Below are 19315 nucleotides of genomic sequence, written 5' to 3' on the forward strand. Positions count from 1 at the left end.
GGGTGCTGCTCCTGTACCGGGTGCTGCTCCTGTACCGGGTGCTGCTCCTGTACCGGGTGCTGCTCCTGTACCGGGTGCTGCTCCTGTACCGGGTGCTGCCGCTGTTCCGGGTGCTGCCGCTGTTCCGGGTGCTGCCGCTGTTCCGGGTGCTGCCGCTGCTCCTGGTGCTCCAATGGGGAACACCGATCCGGTCATCATGAACCCCGGTGAAGCAAGTTACGCAGAATACGCAGCACAAGGCTGGACCCCTGAGCTGCTAATACAGCACGGTAAAGCACAAGCAAACTACCTAAACCCTGCGGTGTAGCAATATGACACCGGAAGGTAAAGCTAGCGAGGTGGTGCGATTACGCGCCACTGAGTTAGGTGGTCGACTATTCAGAAATAATGTCGGTGTGCTAGTTGACGCGAGAGGTGTACCTGTTCGATACGGTCTTGCGAATGAGTCAAAGAAGATGAACCAGAGTATTAAATCAAGTGACTTTATCGGTATTACACCGATCACTATCACCCCTGACATGGTGGGAAAACAGATCGGAGTGTTCACTGCCATTGAAGCCAAAGCAGACGGTTTTAAGGTTCGTCAATTTGGTCCGAAGTCTCGAGAGTTTGCACAACAAAAGTTCATCAACTTGATCACAAACCTCGGTGGTGCCGCTGGTTTCGCCTGTAATGCCGAAGATGTCGACGGAATTTTAAAGGAATTAATTGAGAGGTTAACGCGATGATTGAAAAAATACGCGAAGCAGTTGAACGACTTAATGATCCGGCTGTTGTACATGAGCAACAAATAGAAATACAAACAAGACTGAAAAATTTAGTTGTCCAGTATGGAATAGAAAATGTTGCGGCCGCTTCTGGTCTTGCTCAGTCATCACTTCAAACATACCTTAGATCTAAGAGGCCAAACATAAACAGACAAACAGTTGCGCAAGCTGAACAGGTGTTCAAGATGGTTTGTGAGGCTGTGTAATGGATTTATCGCAAGTTAAACAGTTTATTGAGTTACTTACAGGTTCTAAAGATTCAATAGTAACCTGGCAAGTTTTCCATGATGTAAAAGCGAACAGGAACGAGAAGTTAAGCGCATGGTTTAACTGTGATATTCAAAACGCTGCTGATTATTTGCAGCAAATGCAAGCGTTACAATGTGGTGTTTATGTCTGTGTAAATGAAACTGACGGGCAGGGCAGAAGTGCCGACAATGTTACTCGCGTTAGAGCTTGCTTTGCTGATTTTGACGGTGCTTTAGAACCGAATTGGCCGATAGCACCAACGTTTGTGACTAAGCGCGATGACACACACGGTCATGCGTATTGGTTGATTAACGGGGAGTGTGATACCGAGACATTCACGGCACTTCAAAAGCAGATTGCAATACATAGCGACACAGATCATCAAGTTGTAGACCCCTGCCGTGTTTTACGTGTTCCTGGCACGTTGCATTTAAAGGACCCAAGCAATCCGAAACAATACGTGATTACGTCTGCGGCAGGTGGTCACTATACAGCGGAACAACTGCGAGATGCATTCGCACTAAGTGCAACCCAAGACGCTCAGTTGAACATCTGGCTAGAAGCTCGTGCAGGTTTAAAAGACGGTACAGGTTACGATGATACACCGCGTTACTTAGATAAAGTTGTTAAATGGGCGTCAGTGATTGCACCCCCGGCAGTATTAGGGTCTGGTTCAAAGACAGTTTTCGGTGTTGCTTGTTATGCACATGACCATGGTGTTAGCTACAACAGTGCTGTAAATATTCTATGGGAGCACTATAACCCTCGATGTATGCCGCCATGGGAAGAACACGAGAAAAAAGAATTTTTTGCGATAGTTGAACGCGCCTACAAATACCCAACAAGTGCACCAGGTTGTAAAACTGCTGTCTCTACATTTAGAGCAATTGGACCTGTTCCTGAACCTGTCGACGGATGGGAAGCCAACAACGAGCTTACACCGGCTGAAGAAGAACTTATAACAATTGATGTCAATGAAGCCAAAGAGAATTTAAGAAGTACCCAACGGTTAGATCGTGGCAGAGGCGAGATTTTGTTACCGCAACTAACGATGAAATCAGCGCATTATGACCTTGCTCTAGCATTTGACGGTATCCGTTACGATGGTCGTGAATTGATTAGATGCGACAAGATCTTTTATCAGTTTAATGGTAAATCTTGGGACGTTATCAGCGACGATGTAGTTAAATCTGAGATACAGAAATTCTATGCACAGTTTAAACCAGCGGATAGATTTACGCGGGGTATATATAACGTGCTGGTGGACTTAGCTAATGTCCCCGTTTTACCTGAACAGAATAACGATATCGTAATTTTTGAGAACGGTATCGTTGACGTATCGAGCGGCACCCCTCAATTACAAAATCACACACCTGATGTGTTTACATTTAATCACTGCGAATACAACTACAACAGAAAAGCGCAGTGCCCAAAATGGCACGAATTTTTATATTCAATTTGGCCTGATGACCTTGAGTTGCACAACATGTTGCAAGAGTGGTTCGGCTACATTTTAACGGGCGATATCACGCTACAAAAAATGATTATCTTACTCGGCAAGTCTCGCGGTGGTAAGGGGGTCATTAGTGACATTATGCGTGCGCTCGTGGGCAAAGGTAACGTGTCTGCTCCAATGTTGCCCAACCTCGCCGAGAATAGTGCCCTGTTCGCCATGAGTAAATCTAAGTTGGCGCTTATACCTGATGCGCACACGGTGCACGTTGCAAAGCGTGACGCTGTTTTAAGCACCATTAAAGCGTTAACTGGCGGCGACCCAATCACTTACGACGTTAAGTTTAAAGACGCACAGACAACGGTGTTTAATACCCGGCTTGCTCTCAGTACAAACAACATGCCTGAGTTCATTGACGCAAGCGGTGCTCTAGTTAATCGATTAATGGTGTTTCCTTTTTGGATATCTTTCGCGGGAAAGGAAGACCCCAAATTACGAGAAAAACTACTCGCAGAGATAGAAGGGATTGCACAGTGGGCTATGGAAGGGTTAGCCAGATTGCGTGCGAAAGGTTTCTTTACAGAAGCGGAATCTAGCAAGCGTGAAAAGTTAGATTTGAAAGAAGATATGTTCATTTTAGGTGACTTCGTAAATCAAATGACAGAAGTACCATTCGACGGTTTTTCTAGTGTTGATGAATTACATACTGCTTACAGGGTTTGGTGCACTACGAAAGCACAAAAACCCCTTACTAAACACAAATTCTCAGGATTACTAAGAGATTCCGATTTACCCATTGTAAAAGACCGTAAGTATGTCAACGGAAAGCAGATCAGAGGCTTTGCAGGTATTCGAGTGATTCCCGGCGCCGTGGGCGGTTTTAGTAATGTAGCGTCAATACACCAGGGGAGTGTCTAAATATGAGCAAGGATTCTAAGAAAATGATACCAGATCCACCGATACCGCCACCTTGCCGTCTGATCAATGAAAGTTGTACTTCTGTTGCTATGACCTGCAAACATTTAGTTTGCGATAAATGCACTGTTTTACATGTGAAATGTCTAGAAAGACGTTTCTTTGGCGGTGTTAAGCATGGTCAATGCAAGATCCGACAGGTTGCACAAATACCAATGCCATCAGTTAAGCCACCGAAGAAGAGATAAAATGCATAATCACGCTAGCCAAACAAGCAAAGCTTACAGGGACTTAACACGTACCCCCCCGTTGGTTGTTCAACGCTATCAATCGAGAGTTTCAATTCTCAATGGATGCGGCGGCTCTATGGGAATCACGATTGGTAGATTTTTACCTTTCACCCCTTATAAACTCGTTGCTGATGGATTGGTCAAAACTGACGACAGGGAATGTCTGGTTAAACCCCCCTTATTCGAACATACGCCCCTGGATGCTCAAATGCATAGAGCAACGAGCATTAGGTATTACCACTGTTTGCTTAGTCCCTCATGAATCGCGTGCTGAATGGTGGTTTTACGCGCTTCAGGCAAATGAAATACGCGATATCGTCGGTTACTACTGCCCAAAAACAGGCAAGTGGAGATCAGGCGGTATCAGGTTTATTGATGCTCAGACAGGTGAGGAAATGCCCTGTGAGCTTGGTAAACCTATGTGTCTAATAATCTTCCGGGCGTACACCTTTACCCCGGTCATACAAACTACTGTTAGCAAATTGGAGTTGTTAAATGCAGCGTGAATTGACGGAACATGAACTGATAAACAAACCATCTTGGGCAACTCATTACTACATAACTGAGTACGATAACGCTGTTTTTGAGTCGGTTGATTATTTTCAACATGGTTTAAATGGTAAGCGTTTTAAATCACGCGGTTATGTTACTGACGGCGCTTTGCGGATCGACAGTGAACCAGAGCCGAAACTATCTAACATATTTTTCACTGCATTTCTTTCAACTGCATTAGCGACCCTGTTAGCGGTTGTGATCATCACATGGGACCAATTTGGAAGTAATGATCAGCTAGCTTCAGCGGGTTTTATCGCCGCATTAATTTATTCAATCAAACGGTTGTACAACAGCCAATTCATCAACAAAGGATTAAACAATGAAAATTAGACTTACCGTAACTTTACCTATCGACCCGAAACATGGGTGTGATAAAGGCCGAGTATTTGAAACGACATCACGTGATCGCAGCGCTTACTGGATTCTGGGCGATGCAGGGGAGCCTATTAAAGTTCTGGGTGGTGAGTATGAACCTGTTAAAGTTAAGGGCGATGTAGGGCGTTCTGCTAAAGAGGTAAGTCGTGATGCGTGAGATTGACTGGAATACTATCTCTGAGCTCGGATTGTTAGAGAAAATCAATACTGAAATCATGCACCCTCTCGGCCTCGCAATATCGAGAAACCCAGAAACCGGTTTAAGTAACGGGGCGTATATTTCACCCGACGGTGTTTTCAATTATGCATCAGGTTCAAAGAGCAAAATTCTTACAGACAAAGAAGTTAAAAGCAAAATATCTGAGATTGTAAAAATATGAGTAGATGTTTTCTCATAGCGATTTTAACTTTTAATACCTCCGCCGTGATTGCTCGAAACGGCGGGGAATCTTATCCTCCTATACCCCCTGAGGTGCCTAGTTTGACGACGATAGTATATGACACATTTTGTAATATGGTAGCGTGCGATAGCCGCACTACAACAAAAAACATGATAGTCACTGATAACGCAAAAAAATGGTTTGATGTGAATGGATGGCGTGTATTTTGTTCAGGTGAAACATGTGATATTCACAAGCTAGAAGAAAGTTATAAAGCGAACTCTTTTGAGAGTTTAGCTGATTTAGAGTTTATTAAATATCACCATGAACACGGCGTATGGTATGGCATTGTTGAAGGTGGGAAACTGAAGACTGAACCCTTAGCTAGCTCTTACGCGATTGGTTCAGGTCAAAAAGCGGCTATGTATGGCTTACGTAAAAATCACGATCTTAAAGACCTCATAAATACTGTCAAAACAATAGATTTCCGCACAGGCGGTGAGGTCCATTGTTTTGACGTTACTGAGCCCGTGCAATGATGCGCGGGTTTATTTGAGTTTTAAAATATAATTTTAAGGGGCTTTTTGGCAAATCTTTTAGATTTAAAATAGATGGTTGCCCAAAGAGGAATGTTTTTTCTCATTAAACCCCCTCACGCTCGACTGTTTGATTATCAAATAAAATAATCATCAACACGCCAAACATACCCGCACGGCCAAGGTACGTGAACAGCTCGAAATTATCATAAACAAAAGTCCAACTATTGTATTCAGGGGAAGAATTGCGGACGGTGCTTTCAATCAATGCGATGAAGCATACTAATGTTTCATAACCGATCAAATACATTAAAAAATTATCTGAGTAATGCATTTGAAAGCGTCCTGTAAGCTTCAACGAAACTATCGGTCTATATATGAATAGATTGAACGCAATACCTGAATAGAAAACCTGAAGGCCAAACACTAGCAAACCGAGGTACATAGGGGACATGTCACCATTTAACTCTATTAAGTAGTTGAACGAGATATACTCGACAACAAGGAGAGTCCCCAGAATTATAGCGTTATCTCTGCAAGCGAATTGAGCTCTATATTGACAGATGACCGCAACGGACGCGACTACTGCCAAAAGTGTGAGATTAAATGCAGTTGAATCGAGTAGAGCAAAACTAAATGCAGCTACAAGAACAGTACATATAACAATAAATCTAAAAGGGGATATCTCCATTACCTAAAACTCCGCATATGCTAAGGAGCTGGTACAACCTTCACAATTTCAGGTATAACCGCTGCTTTTTGTTGTTGTTCACTTGGACGACCTGGCTTGTAAGTGCCACCGCCAAATACATGAGCTGGATTGAATTTTACAGTTGATTGTAAGTTCATAATGATTTCCTTTTATATGTGGGTCATTTTGATCTTACACGTACCCTCCCTGAGGCTTCAACTCTGGTTTTGCAATCTTCCAACATTTCCATAATGTCTACGTTGGAGTCGAGCTTACAAAACCGCATCCATGTTAGAAAATGATTTAATTTGATATTAGGACTCACAGAGTTTTCGTAGTTTTCGTAAGTCTTAATATTAATTTTTACCTTTTCTGCCATTTCACTTTGCTTCTTGTTAGCTGCAAGCCGCATAGCGCGTAAATGATCACCTGTTATTTCCTTCATAACTAAAACAATCCTGTTACTATTTGGTTAATGGTGTGATTTTTAACGTTAACAATAGATAAGATAACCCTATCAAATTGAGATACACCCAAGGAACGAAATTATGAATGTTTTTATACCCGATAATGATTTGTTATCTAACCTGCATTTCAGTATTGAGGATGAGGTGGGAGTGTGGCACATAGTGGGGGAACTTACAGACTATGAACGGCAATTCCTCGAAACCATCCCTGATACTGAGACTGTCCGCGGTCGTTAGCTCTTGCGTACGACTCGGACTAAATACTGAACTGTCGGACAGTTATCCGAAGGAACAGCAGTAAACGACGATGTTTCAAATGTACGCGTTTTAAGTACACCTCTCAACCTACTTGTTGTAGTCGCTTGACGCATCTTTGTAGTCGCTTCTTTTTTATTAGACACTTCTATATAAATTACTTCGCCAATTTCCATTGGTAGTAAAAGATCGCTCAATGATTTTTTATGTTGTAATTCTGGTTCAGACATTTCGTTCATCCCATGATCACTAAAATGATAACACAATGTTAGAGATAAAAAATTTCATAGTCAAGTTAATAGTTAACCAGTTTGCATAACTAGACAGTTGCAAAAGTGAATAAATTTCAATTAAATCAATTGACTATATTTTTTGTTAGACAGTAAGGCAACACCGAAAACCTGTGTCACATTACATTTGTCTTATGAAAAATCTTTACAAATCAACATACTACAAAGGTATTAAGACGGATAAGTCATAAAAGTCGCTCAACCTTACTATTTCAGCGTGCGTACGGGGTGCTGCTATATCCTTTATATACTATATATATTTATATATTACTTTATATATAGATATAACTGTCTTCTGTCTTATAAGTAGTATAGTAAATTGAAATATATAAGGTTTTTACAAGACAAGTATCGAAAAATTGAATTGTCTTACTTGTCTTGTCTGTCTTACCCCTCCTGCCCAAAATCAAAAAAGTGATTTTAAATCTTGAAATCAGTTAAGTGATTCTGTAAATTAAAAATCAGTTAAGTGATTCTAAGGAGAAAGAACAATGTACGAGCATTTAAATCAAGTATCGTCTAACGTATCAACTGAAGTAGCGAAAAACGTTAGGAAAGATTTAAAACATCATTTTCCACTGGTTAAGTTCTCAGTGAGAAAACGCGGCCATGGGGCTATAGATGTATCATGGACTGACGGGCCTACAACTGAGCAAGTAGAATCTATCGTAAATAAATATCAACAAGGCTCGTTCAATGGCATGGAAGATATTTACGAGTATTCAGCAACTGAATTTAACACTATCTATGGTGGTGTAGATTATGTTTTCACAAAACGTTCTTTATCAGATGAGACTATCTCGAAAGCGATTCATTTATTAAAGCTAGAACATGTCGGGAGTTGTGACGATATACCAACTGTTGACGGTTATAGGCGAGGTGAAGGACTTTCAACGTCACCATTCGATCACTTTAATCCATTTTACTCATGGCAAAGATTGATAACTGACAAAGCGGGAGAGTTCGACTTATCCAACGGTTTTAAGCCACATTTAAAAGCTGTACATACCAATGCTGGTTGGTTTGCTGAGGTTAACGGTGCGTTCATTACGGCAACACAGTCTACTGGTGTAAAAGAAGCATTCAGTAAAGCATTACAACTAATCTAATCAAACTTTCCTATTGAACAAAAGCTCGTCATGATGACGGGCTTTTTTTATGCCTATTAAAAATCACTTTTCTGATTTTTCGATTCACTTTATTGATTCTTTCTTTTGTTTCTAATCTGATACATTATTTTGATTTTATCGGGTGCCCCTTAGTAGGTTCTTTTTTAAGGACTTTTTGGAGCAGGGGCGCAGACACGCGGAGAAAGGCCACTCAGAAATTTCAAAAATCAATGTTCCATATCTTTAAAATTGAGCAAATCAATGCTACTGTGTTTGAATCAATAAACTGATTCTAATCAATGATATGGACATTAAACCTGGCTCATTAAAACAAGACAAATTCGATCTTTATATAGAACTTACAAACATCAGAAGTAAGACAGTCATCCAAGGATTAAAAATGTCTTTGGTTCTAGGTCTTACTGATGATGACGTGATTGAAAATATAGAAGGTCTAACATCGTCAAACTATCATCGAGGCAAGCGCGCGTTTTATAAAGCGTACGAAATAGTAAGGAAGATCAATGAATAAAGTTAACCAAGCTGAATTAGCTAATTTGTTTGGTGTCACACCTAAAACGATTCGTGAATGGCGCGATGCAGGCATGCCTGACTTGGGGAAAGAAGGGCGCTCAGTCGTTTATGATTCTCGTGCGTGTTTTAATTGGCGTGTTGAGTTTGAAGCCGACCGAACAAAAGAACGATTTGGTGTCAACCAACAGGAAGCGGGTTCAATGAATCTGATTGAGGCCAAAACAAGAAAAGAATCAGCACAAGCGTTGTTAGCTGAATTAGAGTTGGCAAAGGCTTTAGAGAAAGTCGCTAACGTTGATGACATTATGCTAAATGTAGCCGATGCACTTCAGGCTGTTCGTGCAAAATTGATTGGTCAATCTAATAGACTTTCAGGTAGTTTAGCTCACCAGGACCAAGACGAAGTGTGTCGTATTTTAGATGAAGATGCAGACGAAACTTTAAAGGCTCTGTCTGACTATTCGCACAAGTATGTTAGAGGGTGAATCGCGTGACTAAATCAGGATTTGTTTTTATCTCACTTTTGATGTTCATACTGGTCTGTGCATCTACAGGAGCTGTTCAAGTTTTATCCTCTGTACTATTAGGTGTGAGTTTATCTTGTCTTTTCGTGATTGTTTTTTTGGAGCCACTTCAAAAGAAATTACATGAAGAAAAGTGGAAAGAAACGCAAAAGAGTATGGTTTCAAATGTAATTACGCTCATAGAAGAATTAATGGATGAAGTTTTAATGCAGATTGACCCCTCAAAAATCTCTCCAAAATACCTTGGTTCAGGGGAAACCATTCTAAAACATCAACAGTTGGTTATAGATTTAAAGTCTCAAGATTCGAATTGTAACGAGTTGAACGATAGTGTTTCCGTATTGACTCGTTCAGAGCCTTTCTCATTTTTACAAGCAGAACTGAGAGCTTTTTATATACCCAGATTGGTCTCTCTATTTCCATATGACCAAACGCTAATTGATTCACTAATTGAATTAGAGGCTGATCTTGTTGATTTGAAAAGAAATGTACTTTGGCACGACCGTGTTACCACTGGTGGGGCCGTACGTTCACTGATAACACTTTGTGATAGTTTAATTGCTATTCGTCAGCAATTAAATTTCTATAAGCTTAAATAACTTTTATCTTATAGGGACTTTAACGTACTCCATCAATCTCTTTTATCCTTTCAACAATAGCGGCTCTCTCTTCCATAGCTTTGAACGCGGGTGATAGGTTTGGTGCCTTAACTCCGTTTAAAGCTGCTGCAATCTTTTTGTCTATACCTCTGACGTAATAGTCTTGCAGTGCTCCGATAACGTCTTCACTGGTAATCTTTGTTAGGCTCAATATTAATTCAAACCGTTCAGGTGATTGTGTTCCTTTGAATAGATATCGCATAAATAATTATTGGTTAACTCATAATTATTTTGCACTTTATCAAACGTATTTGCATAACTCAAATGTTGCACATATGATGTTGTTATTTGCAATCTTTGAGTTATGCAGTGGGTGTAGTAAAAGACGTCCTTATAACCAGTCCTGAAGCTATCGAAAAGATAGAGGTAGACTTAACCGATATCTTTCGTACATGTCTGCGGCCACCACCTAAATTAGATCTGGTTGAATGGGCTGACGAATACCGCTATCTACCTGACAATAGTGCTGAGTCAGGGCGTTGGAAAACGAAGCGAGTCGAAGCAGCTCGTCAACCAATGCTGAGTATTTCTGACCCGCAAGTGCAAGAAGTAACCGTGATGGCGTGCATTCAGTTCATGAAAACAGAACTGATGTTGAATACAGCAATGTATTACATGCATCAGGAGCCATCACCGATCATGTACATAGCTCCAAACGAAAAGCTAGCTGAAGCATGGTCCAAAGAGCGATTAGTTAAATCCGTAAATGCTACACCTGTAACAGCGAATATCTTTTCTGACAATCGTAGAGGTGAAGGTAACACTATCCTGCAAAAGCAGTACCCCGGCGGTCAAATCTCCATTGTATCGGCACGTAACCCCGGCGATTTGGCAATGCGTGCTTGTATGATAATGCTGTTCGATGAAGTTGATAAATACCCATACAACGTTGGTGCTGGATCTGGTGGCTCTGGCGGTGAAGGTGACTCTATTGCTGTTGGTTGGGGCCGTTCAACAACATACGGAAAACGAGCAAAAAAAGTTGTTGCCTGTTCCCCTACCGTTGAGGGTAGGTCTCGCGTAGCTAAAGAATATAAAAACTCAAATCAATCTGTTTTCCTGCAACCTTGCCCTCATTGCGATCATGCAAAAACACTCACATGGCCTGATGTGCACATCCCCAAAAATGACAAAGGTGAATTTTTACATCAGCAAGCTGCAATTAGGTGTTCAGAGTGTGGTGCGTTGTGGACTGAAGCGGACAGATTAAAATCAATACGTAATGGTTACTGGGAAGCAACAAAGCCTGAAATTACTTGGCACCATGGGTACAAAGTCTCTTCATTGGCTAGCCCATTCATTGAACCGACAACGCTTGCGAAAGAGTTTTCAGACGCACAAGGTAGCCCCGAATCACTTAAAGCTTTTTATAACACTAGAATGGCTGAGACCTGGAAAGAAGTTAGTGATCAGCCTGATCATGAACGTCTTTATGAACGTCGTGAAGCCTACAAAATTGGGATTGTGCCTCGTGGTGGATTGTTCTTAACGTGTGGTATTGATGTACAAAAAGGTTATCTAGTTTATGAGGTCGTGGCATGGGGTAGACGCAAGGAAAACTGGTCGATTGAAAAGGGGGTGATACCCGGTCATATCTCAGAAGACGAGACACACGAGCGATTACGAGAGTTTTTAGATCGGACTTTTACTAACTGCATCGGTGTTGAAATGCCTGTATTGAAGACCTGTATTGACTCAGGTTATGAGACACAGCAAGTCTATAACTTTGTTCGTAACTACGGTAGTGCAAGAGTCGTTGCAGTTAAAGGGGAGAAGGACGAAAACTTATCAACAATCCTCGGTACACCAAAACCAGTCGATATTAACTTAGACGGTAAACGTATCAGCAATGGGACCATGTTGTGGCACGTAGGCGGCTCAGTCATCAAAGAGGAGTTTTACCGCTGGTTAAACCTGAAAAAACCAACTGACGAGGCTTTGGCAACGGGTAACGGCTTCCCTTCGGGTTATTGTCATTACCCAATGTATGACGAGGAGTTTTTCTTACAGATCACCGCTGAACAGCACGTAATGCTTACTGACAACCGAGGGTTTCAAACTTATCAATGGCAAAAAGTCCGTGATGATAACCATTTCTTAGATTGCCGAGTATATGCGCGTTCCGGTGCGTCAATGCTGCAAATTGACCGTATGAAAGATGCCGACTGGAACAGTCTAGAAGCTAAGTATTACCCGGATTTATCACCGGATGAAGTTGAAGAAAAACCCCCTGAACCTAAACCAGTTAGTAAAAAACCGACCCGAAAAAAGAAACGAAAAGGATGGATAAAGCGATGAACGAAAAACAAAACTATTTAGCGAGACTTGAACGTGCCTACTACTCGGGGGCGCTAAAAGTCCGAGAAGGTGATCAATGGATTGAGTTTCAAAGCGCCAAAGAGTTACGTATTGCAATCGCAGATTTAAAGCGAGAGTTAGCTGGAAGTACCGTAAGAAGAAAGCAAATTATTTCGAGCAATGGTTACTAACAATTGACCAAATCATAAAACCCGTTTATCCTGTCTAAATTGCAACAAAATAGTTATGCAGTTTTGGGGTTTTTAGATGGAAGTTTGGGATAGGGTTGTTAGTTTTTTTAGCGCAACAAAAGCATTGAAGAATGCACAAGCTCGTGCTGCTATTAAGCTATTAGACCGTCAATACGATATCTCATCGAAAAGCCCTCGTAACAATGGTTGGAAGCGCCCTAAAACAAACGCGTCACAAGAAGTAAGCGCTGCATTAAATAACGCTATGGCTAGCGGACAAGAGTTGTGCAGGAACAATCCGTTAGCAAAACGCGCAAAACGAGTGATTGCAGCTAGTACAGTTGGTGCGGGTATTCGAGTTAAATTTATTCACGAAGATGGAAAGCCCAACAAAAAGCAAAAGCGCAAATTAATCAAGCTCAACAAAAAATGGAAACGTTGGGCTAAAAAGAAAACGTGTGATTTCGATGGTCATCATACGTTCTATGGTCTTCAGTTCCTTTGGATGTCGACTATTGTTGAATCAGGCGGTGTTTTCATCAGGAAGCACATAACACCGTTAGGTGAATTGGAACTACAAAGTTTTGAGCAGTCTCATTTAGACCGTTCAAAGTCGAGCACAGGTACAGACACGGACGTCGACATTATCGATGGTATGGAGTATCGCAATGGTAAACTGGTTGGTTACTGGCTGTATGACACTCCAACTCAAACAATAGCACACAGACATCACCGAAAATCAGAGTTTTACTCGGTCAATGACGTTGTACATATCTACTTGAAAGAACGTGCAGGACAGCACTTAGGTATCACCTGGTTTGATGCATCAGCAAACATTCTACGAAACTACGAGATATATAAAGACGCTAAGTTGATGCAACAGCAAATCGCCGCTTGTTTTGCCTTGTTTGTTGAAGAATCGGCTAGCGCTGGTGGTTTAGCTGGCGATTCAGACAGTGAACTACCTGAAGAAGTGTCACCAGGGATGATTGAGAAGGTCGCGAACGGCCAAACCCCACATGTTGTGACACCACCGAAAGCCGACGCATCAACTAATTTCGATATCAGCTTAAAAAGGGATGTTGCTGTTGGTGTAGGTACTACATACGAATCAATGACTGGTGATAATTCTCAAACCAACTTTGCGTCAGGTCGTATGGGTCGTATCGAGTTTCATCAACAATTAGACATTTATCAGCACATCATGCTTGAACCAGCATTAGACATTATCGCTGGCTGGTTCATGGACCAATTCGAGCTACAAGACAGGTCAATTAATTCAACAGAAGAATTTGAAGCTAGCTGGACATTCCCGCCGAGGTTATCAGTCGATCCAAAAGTGGACTTTGAACACATCATGTCACAAGTCAGAAATGGCATGTTGTCACCGAGTCAAGCGGCGCAAAAGCTTGGTCGAGACTTTATGGCGATCATAGAGCGATGGAAAGAAGACAAAGAATTGCTAGATGGTCTGCCATTCGATTTTGACCCTTCGATGTTTTCAAGTGCTGGTAATCAGATTGATGAAAATGACACAGCAAGTGGTGCTGTAAAAACTAAATCGGAGGGTCAAAACGATGATCAGGACTGATGTCGCAGCGTCAGTTTCTGCCAGCACATCGGGTGTTGGTGGTGTAACAGTCGCGTCAGGGTTACTTGAGAATATCAGTGTTTACGCGCCATTGATCGGGTTATTAATTTCGTTCATCTCCCTGATCCTTTCAGTGGTGTTTTTTTTAATGAGTAGGGCTGATGCAAAGCGACAAGGAGACAAAACAGATGCCAACAAATAAACAGGTAAGACAAGGCACTTTCAGTGTACGAGCTGAGATTCAGCAAGACACTATTGATGTCGAGAATCGCACAGCATGGGTCTGCTTCTCTACTGGTGAGGCTGGTCGTCGTTATGACTGGTGGAATGACACCGAGTATATGGAAGAACTCGACATCACACCTGAATCTATTCGTACAGCTCGATTAGACAAAGGTTTGTCAGTTTGTGATAACCACAACACATGGTCTTGTCGCGATGTTTTCGGAATCACTGAACAATACAAAATTGAAAACGGAGAGATTTTAGGTCTCGCAAGGTTCGCCACAGACCCAGCCTCTGAAGAAATGTGGATCAAGGTGAAAGACCGTATTTTACGTCATGTTTCACTTGGTTACAAAGTCCATAAATTCCAAAAGTCTCAAGCAGATGACGACAAAATTCCAACGTACAGAGCTATTGACTGGGAACCAACAGAATTAAGTTTTACCCCGGTTTCGTTCGAAACCACAAACGGTGTGCGTTCTGAGCAAGAGCGTACAAAAGAAAACCTACACACAGTAATCATAGAGGATGTAACTATGCCAAGTGAAGACGTTAACTCGAACGAGACCACAGATAAAACTCGTTCAGAAGGTAACAACAATTTACCACCTGTAGAGCAGCCAGCGCAGGCAGGTGCAACTGAGCCTGTAGCTCGTTCAGAAGGTAACAACAATGTACCACCTGTAGAGCAGCCAGCGCCACAAGCAGCTACTGCTAGCCGTGCTGATCTGACTGAAATGTTGGCTGTGACACGTAAAATCGGACTAGATGATCAAGTTGCAATTGATGCATATACACGTGGCGACTCGGTAGATTCGATTTACAAAACAGCAGTCAATGCTCAGTCCGATAACTCACAAAAAAATTCTATTCGAAATTACGCGACATTCGTTAGTGATGGCCGCTCTGATCAGCGTGAAAACATCCGTAAAGCTGGTGAATCGTTCTTGCTTCAAAGGTCTGGACGCCCAATGCATGAAAATGTATCTCAGACCTTGGTTAGAGATTTTACAGGTATGACCTTGTTTGACATGGCTCGATTTTACGTTGACGCAAGCGGAGGTACAACCCTTGGGTTGAGTAGACAGGCACTTGCCGCTCGTGCGTTCCACAGTACAAGTGACTTTCCTTTGCTGCTTGAAAATGTGATGAATAAAAATTTACAGGAAGCATATCAGGAAACGCCGCAAACATTCCGAGATCTTGGGCGTCGCACTACTGTAAACGATTTTAGAGAAAAGAAAACTTACTCCCTCAGTGATGCGCCAAACCTATTACCTCTCGGTGAAGACGGTGAGTACAAAGCGGGTACGTTCACAGAAAGCGGTGAAGCTTATTCTATCGCTACGTTTGCACGTAAGATCGGGTTTACTCGTCAAATGCTCATAAATGATGATATGGGGGCATTTGATCGGGTGGCCCCTTCTTTTGGTAGAGCTGGAAGAAACTTAGAGTCTAATATCGTTTGGGGCTTGATCCTTGGTTTCAACTTCTTCACAAACAAACCAGAGCAAGTACTGATGAGAGACAAAAAACCTGTCTATCACGCTCAGCATAATAACCTACTAGAAGCGGGCTCAAAGTTATCGAAAGATAACCTAAAGAAAATTCGTAAATTAGGGCGTCAGCAAAAAACACTCAGTAAGGATTACATGAATGTAACTTGGGACCACCTTGCTGTGTCAGACGAAAATGAAGCTCTCGCAGAAGAATTACTTTACCCGAGCCATATAGCTAACACCATGGCTGAGCAGCACTTACGTCATAAGATGCAATTGCTTGTTGAACCTCGTATTTCAGCGGTTAATGAACAGCAATATCACGTCTTCTCTAACATGCTTGATACGTTCGAGTATGCCTATCTTGCTGGTGAAGAGGAAATGTATACCGAAACATACACTAGCCACGACATCGACGGTATGAAAATCCTAGTTCGTAAAGATTTTGGTGCTGGATGGATCGACCATCGCGGCACCGCTATGGCTACTGGTGCACAGTAATAAGGAAACAATCATATGAAAAACTATATTCAAGACGGAAAATCTTTAGAGTTTACTGCGCCAACTGGTGGTGTGGTTTCAGGTAATTTGTACATTATTGGCTCGACTGTTGTTATTGCGTCTGTCTCCGCTGAAGAAGGTGAACGCTTTAACGGACGTACTGAAGGTGTATTCGAACTACCTAAAGTTGCGTCTGTCTCTGCTGGTGAAGGTGATGCGGCCAAGTGGTTAACATCTTCAAAATCTGTCAGTAGCGCCTCTGGTTCTAAAGTGGTCGGAGTGTTTGCTGTTCCAGCTATCGCGACTGAAACGACGTGTACTGTGAGACTTGTTCAAACAGTGGTGGCTTAAATGAGCTATCGGGATATTTTTGGTCTTATGGGGGAGCTAGTTAGCGAAGCTCTAGGGCATACTTGCGTGTATGTCACTACTAGCGGTGAAACCATCGAAAATGTCTCGATAACTATTAATACAGGTAAACCAGTTATCGATGAATACAACATTGTGAGAGGTTGTATTGTTGAAGCTGGTATCTTGATTACTGATGTACCTGAACCAAAAGAGGGAGACTCTTTTACTGATGACTTAGGTAGATCTTGGAAAGTTGACGGCTTAGTAAATGTTGTTACAGGTAAAACGTACGTTCATGTTGTGGAGCAATACCTATGACAGTGTACGACGCAAAAAGCCTAGATAAATTGATCGGTAAGATTAAGACCAAGCCTAAAACAGCAGATCGAGCAGCGGCTTTAGCCATCAATAAAACAGTCACTTTTTCTATTTCTGAAGCTGTAAGAGACATAACCACAGAAACGACCCTACAACCTAGTTACGTCAATGGTCATATCAAAAGAGTCTCACGAGCAGCACCACATAACTTGAAAGCCGTCGTCGTTGCTAATACGCGTGAGACTCTTTTAACTCGATATCAATATCACAAGACAGAAGACGGAATCGCAGTCCGTATCAATCGGCGTGGTGGCTTTCAAAACATACCAAATGCGCGAGTGATGAAAACCCCCTTGAGAGGGTCTTTCAAAACGGGGATTGCCTTATCAAACAAACACGCTGTAGGCCATTTCAAGCAAGGGTTACATAAAGGGCGGGGACGTACCCCTGGCAAGTCTCGAAAGCTGCAAAAAATTATCCAGAAAGCACGTACTAAGCCCTATAAGGTTCAAGTACTGCATTCACGTTCAATCAATCAACTATTTGTCAGTGCAAGAGGGCGTATGCAACCAGCCGTTAAGTCGAAGTTACGCACTGAGTTTAAAAAGGATTTCAGGAGGCTTTCACGATGAACCAAATACCTGCAATACATGCAGTGATGCGAGAAATTGAAGACAAATTAACAGCTATACCGGGTACTTACGTACGAACTGGTTTTGTACAACAACATATAAAAAACCTAATTAAAGACAAACAACTACCAGCGTTAGTACTTCAGCCGGGTAATGACGCACCGGCGCAAGCAATAAACGACGCAACAAAAATTAGTCGAGAGATTAATGTTGCAGCGTTGGTTGATACTCGTGACAAAGACACTGTGATTAGCCGTCTTGATGACCTGCTTTATCAGATGCGTTCAGCAATATATGTAGGTCATGAAGAAACCGCGAAAGCTAGTGTTGCGCTCGGCCCTGCAAAATTTGATTACCCCGATCCGGGTGAGCAAGTAGCCCTCGTTGAGACAGTTTTTACACTGAATTATCAAGAAAAATGGAGAGAAGAATGATAGCGGAACAAATTAAACCGATTGGTGATATCGCGATTTTAAAAGTTATCCCAAATGAACAAAAAATCGGGTCCATCGTTTTAGCTGGAAGTGCTGTAGAGAAATCAACACTGTGTGAAGTAATGGTCCCCAACGAAGTTAGTTACCACCGTAACGGCGAGCCTAAAACACCGTATTTGAAAGCTGGTGATGTTGTGCGCATTCCGAAAGGTAATGTCGGCACTGAAATGCCAGAAGCCCCAGACGGTGAAACCTGGTTAGCAATTCCTGATGATTGCATTTTATACATTGTCCTAGGGGGTGCACATGCCAGTTAAATCGAAACTAGTACAGGTGACTTTTTCATGCAACACCGAGTACAACGGCGTTGAATATACACCAGGTGATTCAGTGAATGTGTCACCTGAAATGAAAGCGCTTTTTGAAAAACATGGATTCATTGAAGGTGATGAAAATGCAGAAAACTAAAAATAGAAGCTTCCAAGGCCGAGGCTCTATATACGCTGAGGAAATTGGTGCTAATGAGGGGTTATTACCTTTAGGTAATTGCAACGGGTTAGAACTTTCTATCAGTGAAGAATCTCAAGATATGATTGATTTTGAAAATCCAGGTGGTGGTGTTTTAGATACTGTTTCTCGTGTTAATCAGATATCTGCAAGTATTACATCCACAAGTTTTTCACCTCGCAATATCGCGATTGCGTTGCGTGGCTTAGTAAATACTGTGAACGGTGTTGCAGTAGCTGCGGAGGAACATACTGTAAAACTCGATGCGTTCACACCATTTAAGAAAATCCCAGATAAATCAAAAGCAATCACAGTTACAGATAGTGCTGGAACTAAAACATATGTTGAAGGTACTGACTACAAAGTACGTAACAGCGGTTTGATTGCTTTATCTAGTGGTTCGATTACAAGTGATTCGATAATAAAAGTAACTTACGAGTCGATGACTACTCATAACATTCAGGGTATTACGCAGCAAGGAAAAGAATATCGCATTATCTTCGATGGGTTAAACGAAGCCGACACAAATAAACCGGTACGTTTAACATTCTTACGTATTCGATTTAGCCCTGCCGATGCACTTAGTTTTATTAGCGAAGATTTTTCGAGTGTCCCACTCAATTTAAATGTTATGAAAGACGAATCGGTAATAGGTACTGGTGAATCACAATACATCAAGATTGAACAAGCGGCTTAATCCCAACTGTTGGCCGTTAGCG

29 protein-coding genes are annotated in these 19315 nt (G+C 41.9%); 24 read left to right on the forward strand and 5 right to left on the reverse strand.

Going from position 1 to position 19315, the window contains the following annotated elements:
* The 8 genes from MHN81_RS11385 to MHN81_RS11420 form a co-directional block, all read left to right on the forward strand.
* On the forward strand, positions 1-307 hold a 307-nt coding region (locus MHN81_RS11385), incomplete at its 5' end, for a hypothetical protein (protein WP_239425748.1).
* Positions 308-311: 4 nt separating this feature from the next.
* Entirely contained in the window at positions 312-728 is a 417-nt protein-coding gene (locus tag MHN81_RS11390; protein ID WP_211012414.1) for a hypothetical protein, read from the forward strand.
* Positions 725-973 carry a hypothetical protein gene (locus tag MHN81_RS11395; protein ID WP_211012415.1) on the forward strand — a complete coding sequence of 83 codons (249 nt, stop codon included), beginning with the start codon at positions 725-727 and terminating at the stop codon, positions 971-973. The genes MHN81_RS11390 and MHN81_RS11395 overlap by 4 nt, the downstream gene beginning before the upstream one ends.
* Positions 973-3387 (forward strand): phage/plasmid primase, P4 family, encoded by a 2415-nt coding sequence (locus MHN81_RS11400; RefSeq protein WP_239425749.1) that lies wholly within the window; start codon positions 973-975, stop codon positions 3385-3387. The genes MHN81_RS11395 and MHN81_RS11400 overlap by 1 nt, the downstream gene beginning before the upstream one ends.
* 782 nt (positions 3388-4169) lie before the next feature.
* Entirely contained in the window at positions 4170-4559 is a 390-nt protein-coding gene (locus tag MHN81_RS11405) for a hypothetical protein (RefSeq protein WP_239425750.1), read from the forward strand.
* Complete coding sequence (locus MHN81_RS11410; protein WP_239425751.1) at positions 4549-4761, forward strand: hypothetical protein; 213 nt, start codon at positions 4549-4551, stop codon at positions 4759-4761. Before MHN81_RS11405 ends, MHN81_RS11410 begins: the two co-directional genes overlap by 11 nt.
* Positions 4754-4984 carry a hypothetical protein gene (locus MHN81_RS11415; protein WP_239425752.1) on the forward strand — a complete coding sequence of 77 codons (231 nt, stop codon included), beginning with the start codon at positions 4754-4756 and terminating at the stop codon, positions 4982-4984. Before MHN81_RS11410 ends, MHN81_RS11415 begins: the two co-directional genes overlap by 8 nt.
* Before the next feature lie 101 nt (positions 4985-5085).
* Entirely contained in the window at positions 5086-5523 is a 438-nt protein-coding gene (locus MHN81_RS11420; RefSeq protein ID WP_239425753.1) for a hypothetical protein, read from the forward strand.
* 103 nt (positions 5524-5626) lie between these two features.
* Here MHN81_RS11420 and MHN81_RS11425 read toward each other — a convergent pair whose 3' ends face one another.
* The 4 genes from MHN81_RS11425 to MHN81_RS11440 form a co-directional block, all read right to left on the reverse strand.
* A complete protein-coding gene (locus tag MHN81_RS11425; protein WP_239425754.1) occupies positions 5627-6211 on the reverse strand; it encodes a hypothetical protein in 585 nt (194 codons plus the stop codon).
* A 20-nt stretch (positions 6212-6231) separates the two neighbouring features.
* Positions 6232-6369 carry a hypothetical protein gene (locus tag MHN81_RS11430; RefSeq protein ID WP_239425755.1) on the reverse strand — a complete coding sequence of 46 codons (138 nt, stop codon included), beginning with the start codon at positions 6367-6369 and terminating at the stop codon, positions 6232-6234.
* Positions 6370-6392: 23 nt separating this feature from the next.
* Entirely contained in the window at positions 6393-6656 is a 264-nt protein-coding gene (locus MHN81_RS11435) for a helix-turn-helix transcriptional regulator (protein ID WP_211012424.1), read from the reverse strand.
* Positions 6657-6911: 255 nt separating this feature from the next.
* A complete protein-coding gene (locus MHN81_RS11440; RefSeq protein ID WP_211012425.1) occupies positions 6912-7163 on the reverse strand; it encodes a hypothetical protein in 252 nt (83 codons plus the stop codon).
* A gap of 551 nt (positions 7164-7714) precedes the next feature.
* On the opposite strand from MHN81_RS11440, the gene MHN81_RS11445 reads away from it, so the two are divergent.
* From MHN81_RS11445 to MHN81_RS11455, 4 genes are all read left to right on the forward strand, one after another.
* Positions 7715-8332, forward strand: coding sequence for an LPD29 domain-containing protein (locus MHN81_RS11445; protein ID WP_239425756.1), 618 nt, complete (start codon positions 7715-7717; stop codon positions 8330-8332).
* 295 nt (positions 8333-8627) lie between these two features.
* Complete coding sequence (locus MHN81_RS28090; RefSeq protein ID WP_343224730.1) at positions 8628-8864, forward strand: hypothetical protein; 237 nt, start codon at positions 8628-8630, stop codon at positions 8862-8864.
* Entirely contained in the window at positions 8857-9351 is a 495-nt protein-coding gene (locus MHN81_RS11450; protein WP_239425757.1) for a terminase small subunit, read from the forward strand. The genes MHN81_RS28090 and MHN81_RS11450 overlap by 8 nt, the downstream gene beginning before the upstream one ends.
* Before the next feature lie 5 nt (positions 9352-9356).
* On the forward strand, positions 9357-9989 hold the full coding sequence (locus tag MHN81_RS11455) for a hypothetical protein (protein WP_239425758.1): 633 nt from the start codon (positions 9357-9359) through the stop codon (positions 9987-9989).
* Positions 9990-10008: 19 nt separating this feature from the next.
* Here MHN81_RS11455 and MHN81_RS11460 read toward each other — a convergent pair whose 3' ends face one another.
* Complete coding sequence (locus tag MHN81_RS11460; protein WP_239425759.1) at positions 10009-10251, reverse strand: adhesin biosynthesis transcription regulatory family protein; 243 nt, start codon at positions 10249-10251, stop codon at positions 10009-10011.
* A gap of 107 nt (positions 10252-10358) precedes the next feature.
* Here MHN81_RS11460 and MHN81_RS11465 point away from each other — a divergent pair, with 107 nt between their 5' ends.
* The 12 genes from MHN81_RS11465 to MHN81_RS11520 all read left to right on the forward strand — a co-directional run bounded on the left by MHN81_RS11465 (position 10359) and on the right by MHN81_RS11520 (position 19293).
* A complete protein-coding gene (locus MHN81_RS11465) occupies positions 10359-12347 on the forward strand; it encodes a terminase gpA endonuclease subunit (protein WP_239425760.1) in 1989 nt (662 codons plus the stop codon).
* A complete protein-coding gene (locus MHN81_RS11470; protein WP_239425761.1) occupies positions 12344-12538 on the forward strand; it encodes a hypothetical protein in 195 nt (64 codons plus the stop codon). Before MHN81_RS11465 ends, MHN81_RS11470 begins: the two co-directional genes overlap by 4 nt.
* 76 nt (positions 12539-12614) lie before the next feature.
* Complete coding sequence (locus MHN81_RS11475; protein WP_239425762.1) at positions 12615-14129, forward strand: phage portal protein; 1515 nt, start codon at positions 12615-12617, stop codon at positions 14127-14129.
* Positions 14116-14331 (forward strand): hypothetical protein, encoded by a 216-nt coding sequence (locus tag MHN81_RS11480; RefSeq protein WP_211012434.1) that lies wholly within the window; start codon positions 14116-14118, stop codon positions 14329-14331. Before MHN81_RS11475 ends, MHN81_RS11480 begins: the two co-directional genes overlap by 14 nt.
* Complete coding sequence (locus MHN81_RS11485) at positions 14318-16354, forward strand: prohead protease/major capsid protein fusion protein (RefSeq protein WP_239425763.1); 2037 nt, start codon at positions 14318-14320, stop codon at positions 16352-16354. Before MHN81_RS11480 ends, MHN81_RS11485 begins: the two co-directional genes overlap by 14 nt.
* 15 nt (positions 16355-16369) lie before the next feature.
* Positions 16370-16705: a capsid cement protein gene (locus tag MHN81_RS11490; protein WP_211012436.1), complete on the forward strand. Its 336-nt coding sequence runs from the start codon at positions 16370-16372 to the stop codon at positions 16703-16705.
* Positions 16706-17023 (forward strand): hypothetical protein, encoded by a 318-nt coding sequence (locus MHN81_RS11495; protein ID WP_211012437.1) that lies wholly within the window; start codon positions 16706-16708, stop codon positions 17021-17023.
* Positions 17020-17655: a hypothetical protein gene (locus tag MHN81_RS11500; RefSeq protein WP_239425764.1), complete on the forward strand. Its 636-nt coding sequence runs from the start codon at positions 17020-17022 to the stop codon at positions 17653-17655. The genes MHN81_RS11495 and MHN81_RS11500 overlap by 4 nt, the downstream gene beginning before the upstream one ends.
* The gene (locus MHN81_RS11505) at positions 17652-18089 is read left to right on the forward strand and encodes a hypothetical protein (RefSeq protein ID WP_239425765.1); all 438 of its coding nucleotides are present in this window, start codon (positions 17652-17654) and stop codon (positions 18087-18089) included. The genes MHN81_RS11500 and MHN81_RS11505 overlap by 4 nt, the downstream gene beginning before the upstream one ends.
* Positions 18086-18406 carry a co-chaperone GroES family protein gene (locus MHN81_RS11510; protein ID WP_239425766.1) on the forward strand — a complete coding sequence of 107 codons (321 nt, stop codon included), beginning with the start codon at positions 18086-18088 and terminating at the stop codon, positions 18404-18406. The genes MHN81_RS11505 and MHN81_RS11510 overlap by 4 nt, the downstream gene beginning before the upstream one ends.
* Positions 18396-18557: a hypothetical protein gene (locus MHN81_RS11515; protein ID WP_211012441.1), complete on the forward strand. Its 162-nt coding sequence runs from the start codon at positions 18396-18398 to the stop codon at positions 18555-18557. Before MHN81_RS11510 ends, MHN81_RS11515 begins: the two co-directional genes overlap by 11 nt.
* A complete protein-coding gene (locus MHN81_RS11520; protein ID WP_239425767.1) occupies positions 18544-19293 on the forward strand; it encodes a hypothetical protein in 750 nt (249 codons plus the stop codon). The genes MHN81_RS11515 and MHN81_RS11520 overlap by 14 nt, the downstream gene beginning before the upstream one ends.
* The last annotated feature ends 22 nt before the right edge of the window (positions 19294-19315 follow it).

This window comes from Pseudoalteromonas sp. Of7M-16, from assembly GCF_022347805.1.
Taxonomy (GTDB): Bacteria; Pseudomonadota; Gammaproteobacteria; order Enterobacterales; family Alteromonadaceae; genus Pseudoalteromonas; species Pseudoalteromonas luteoviolacea_F.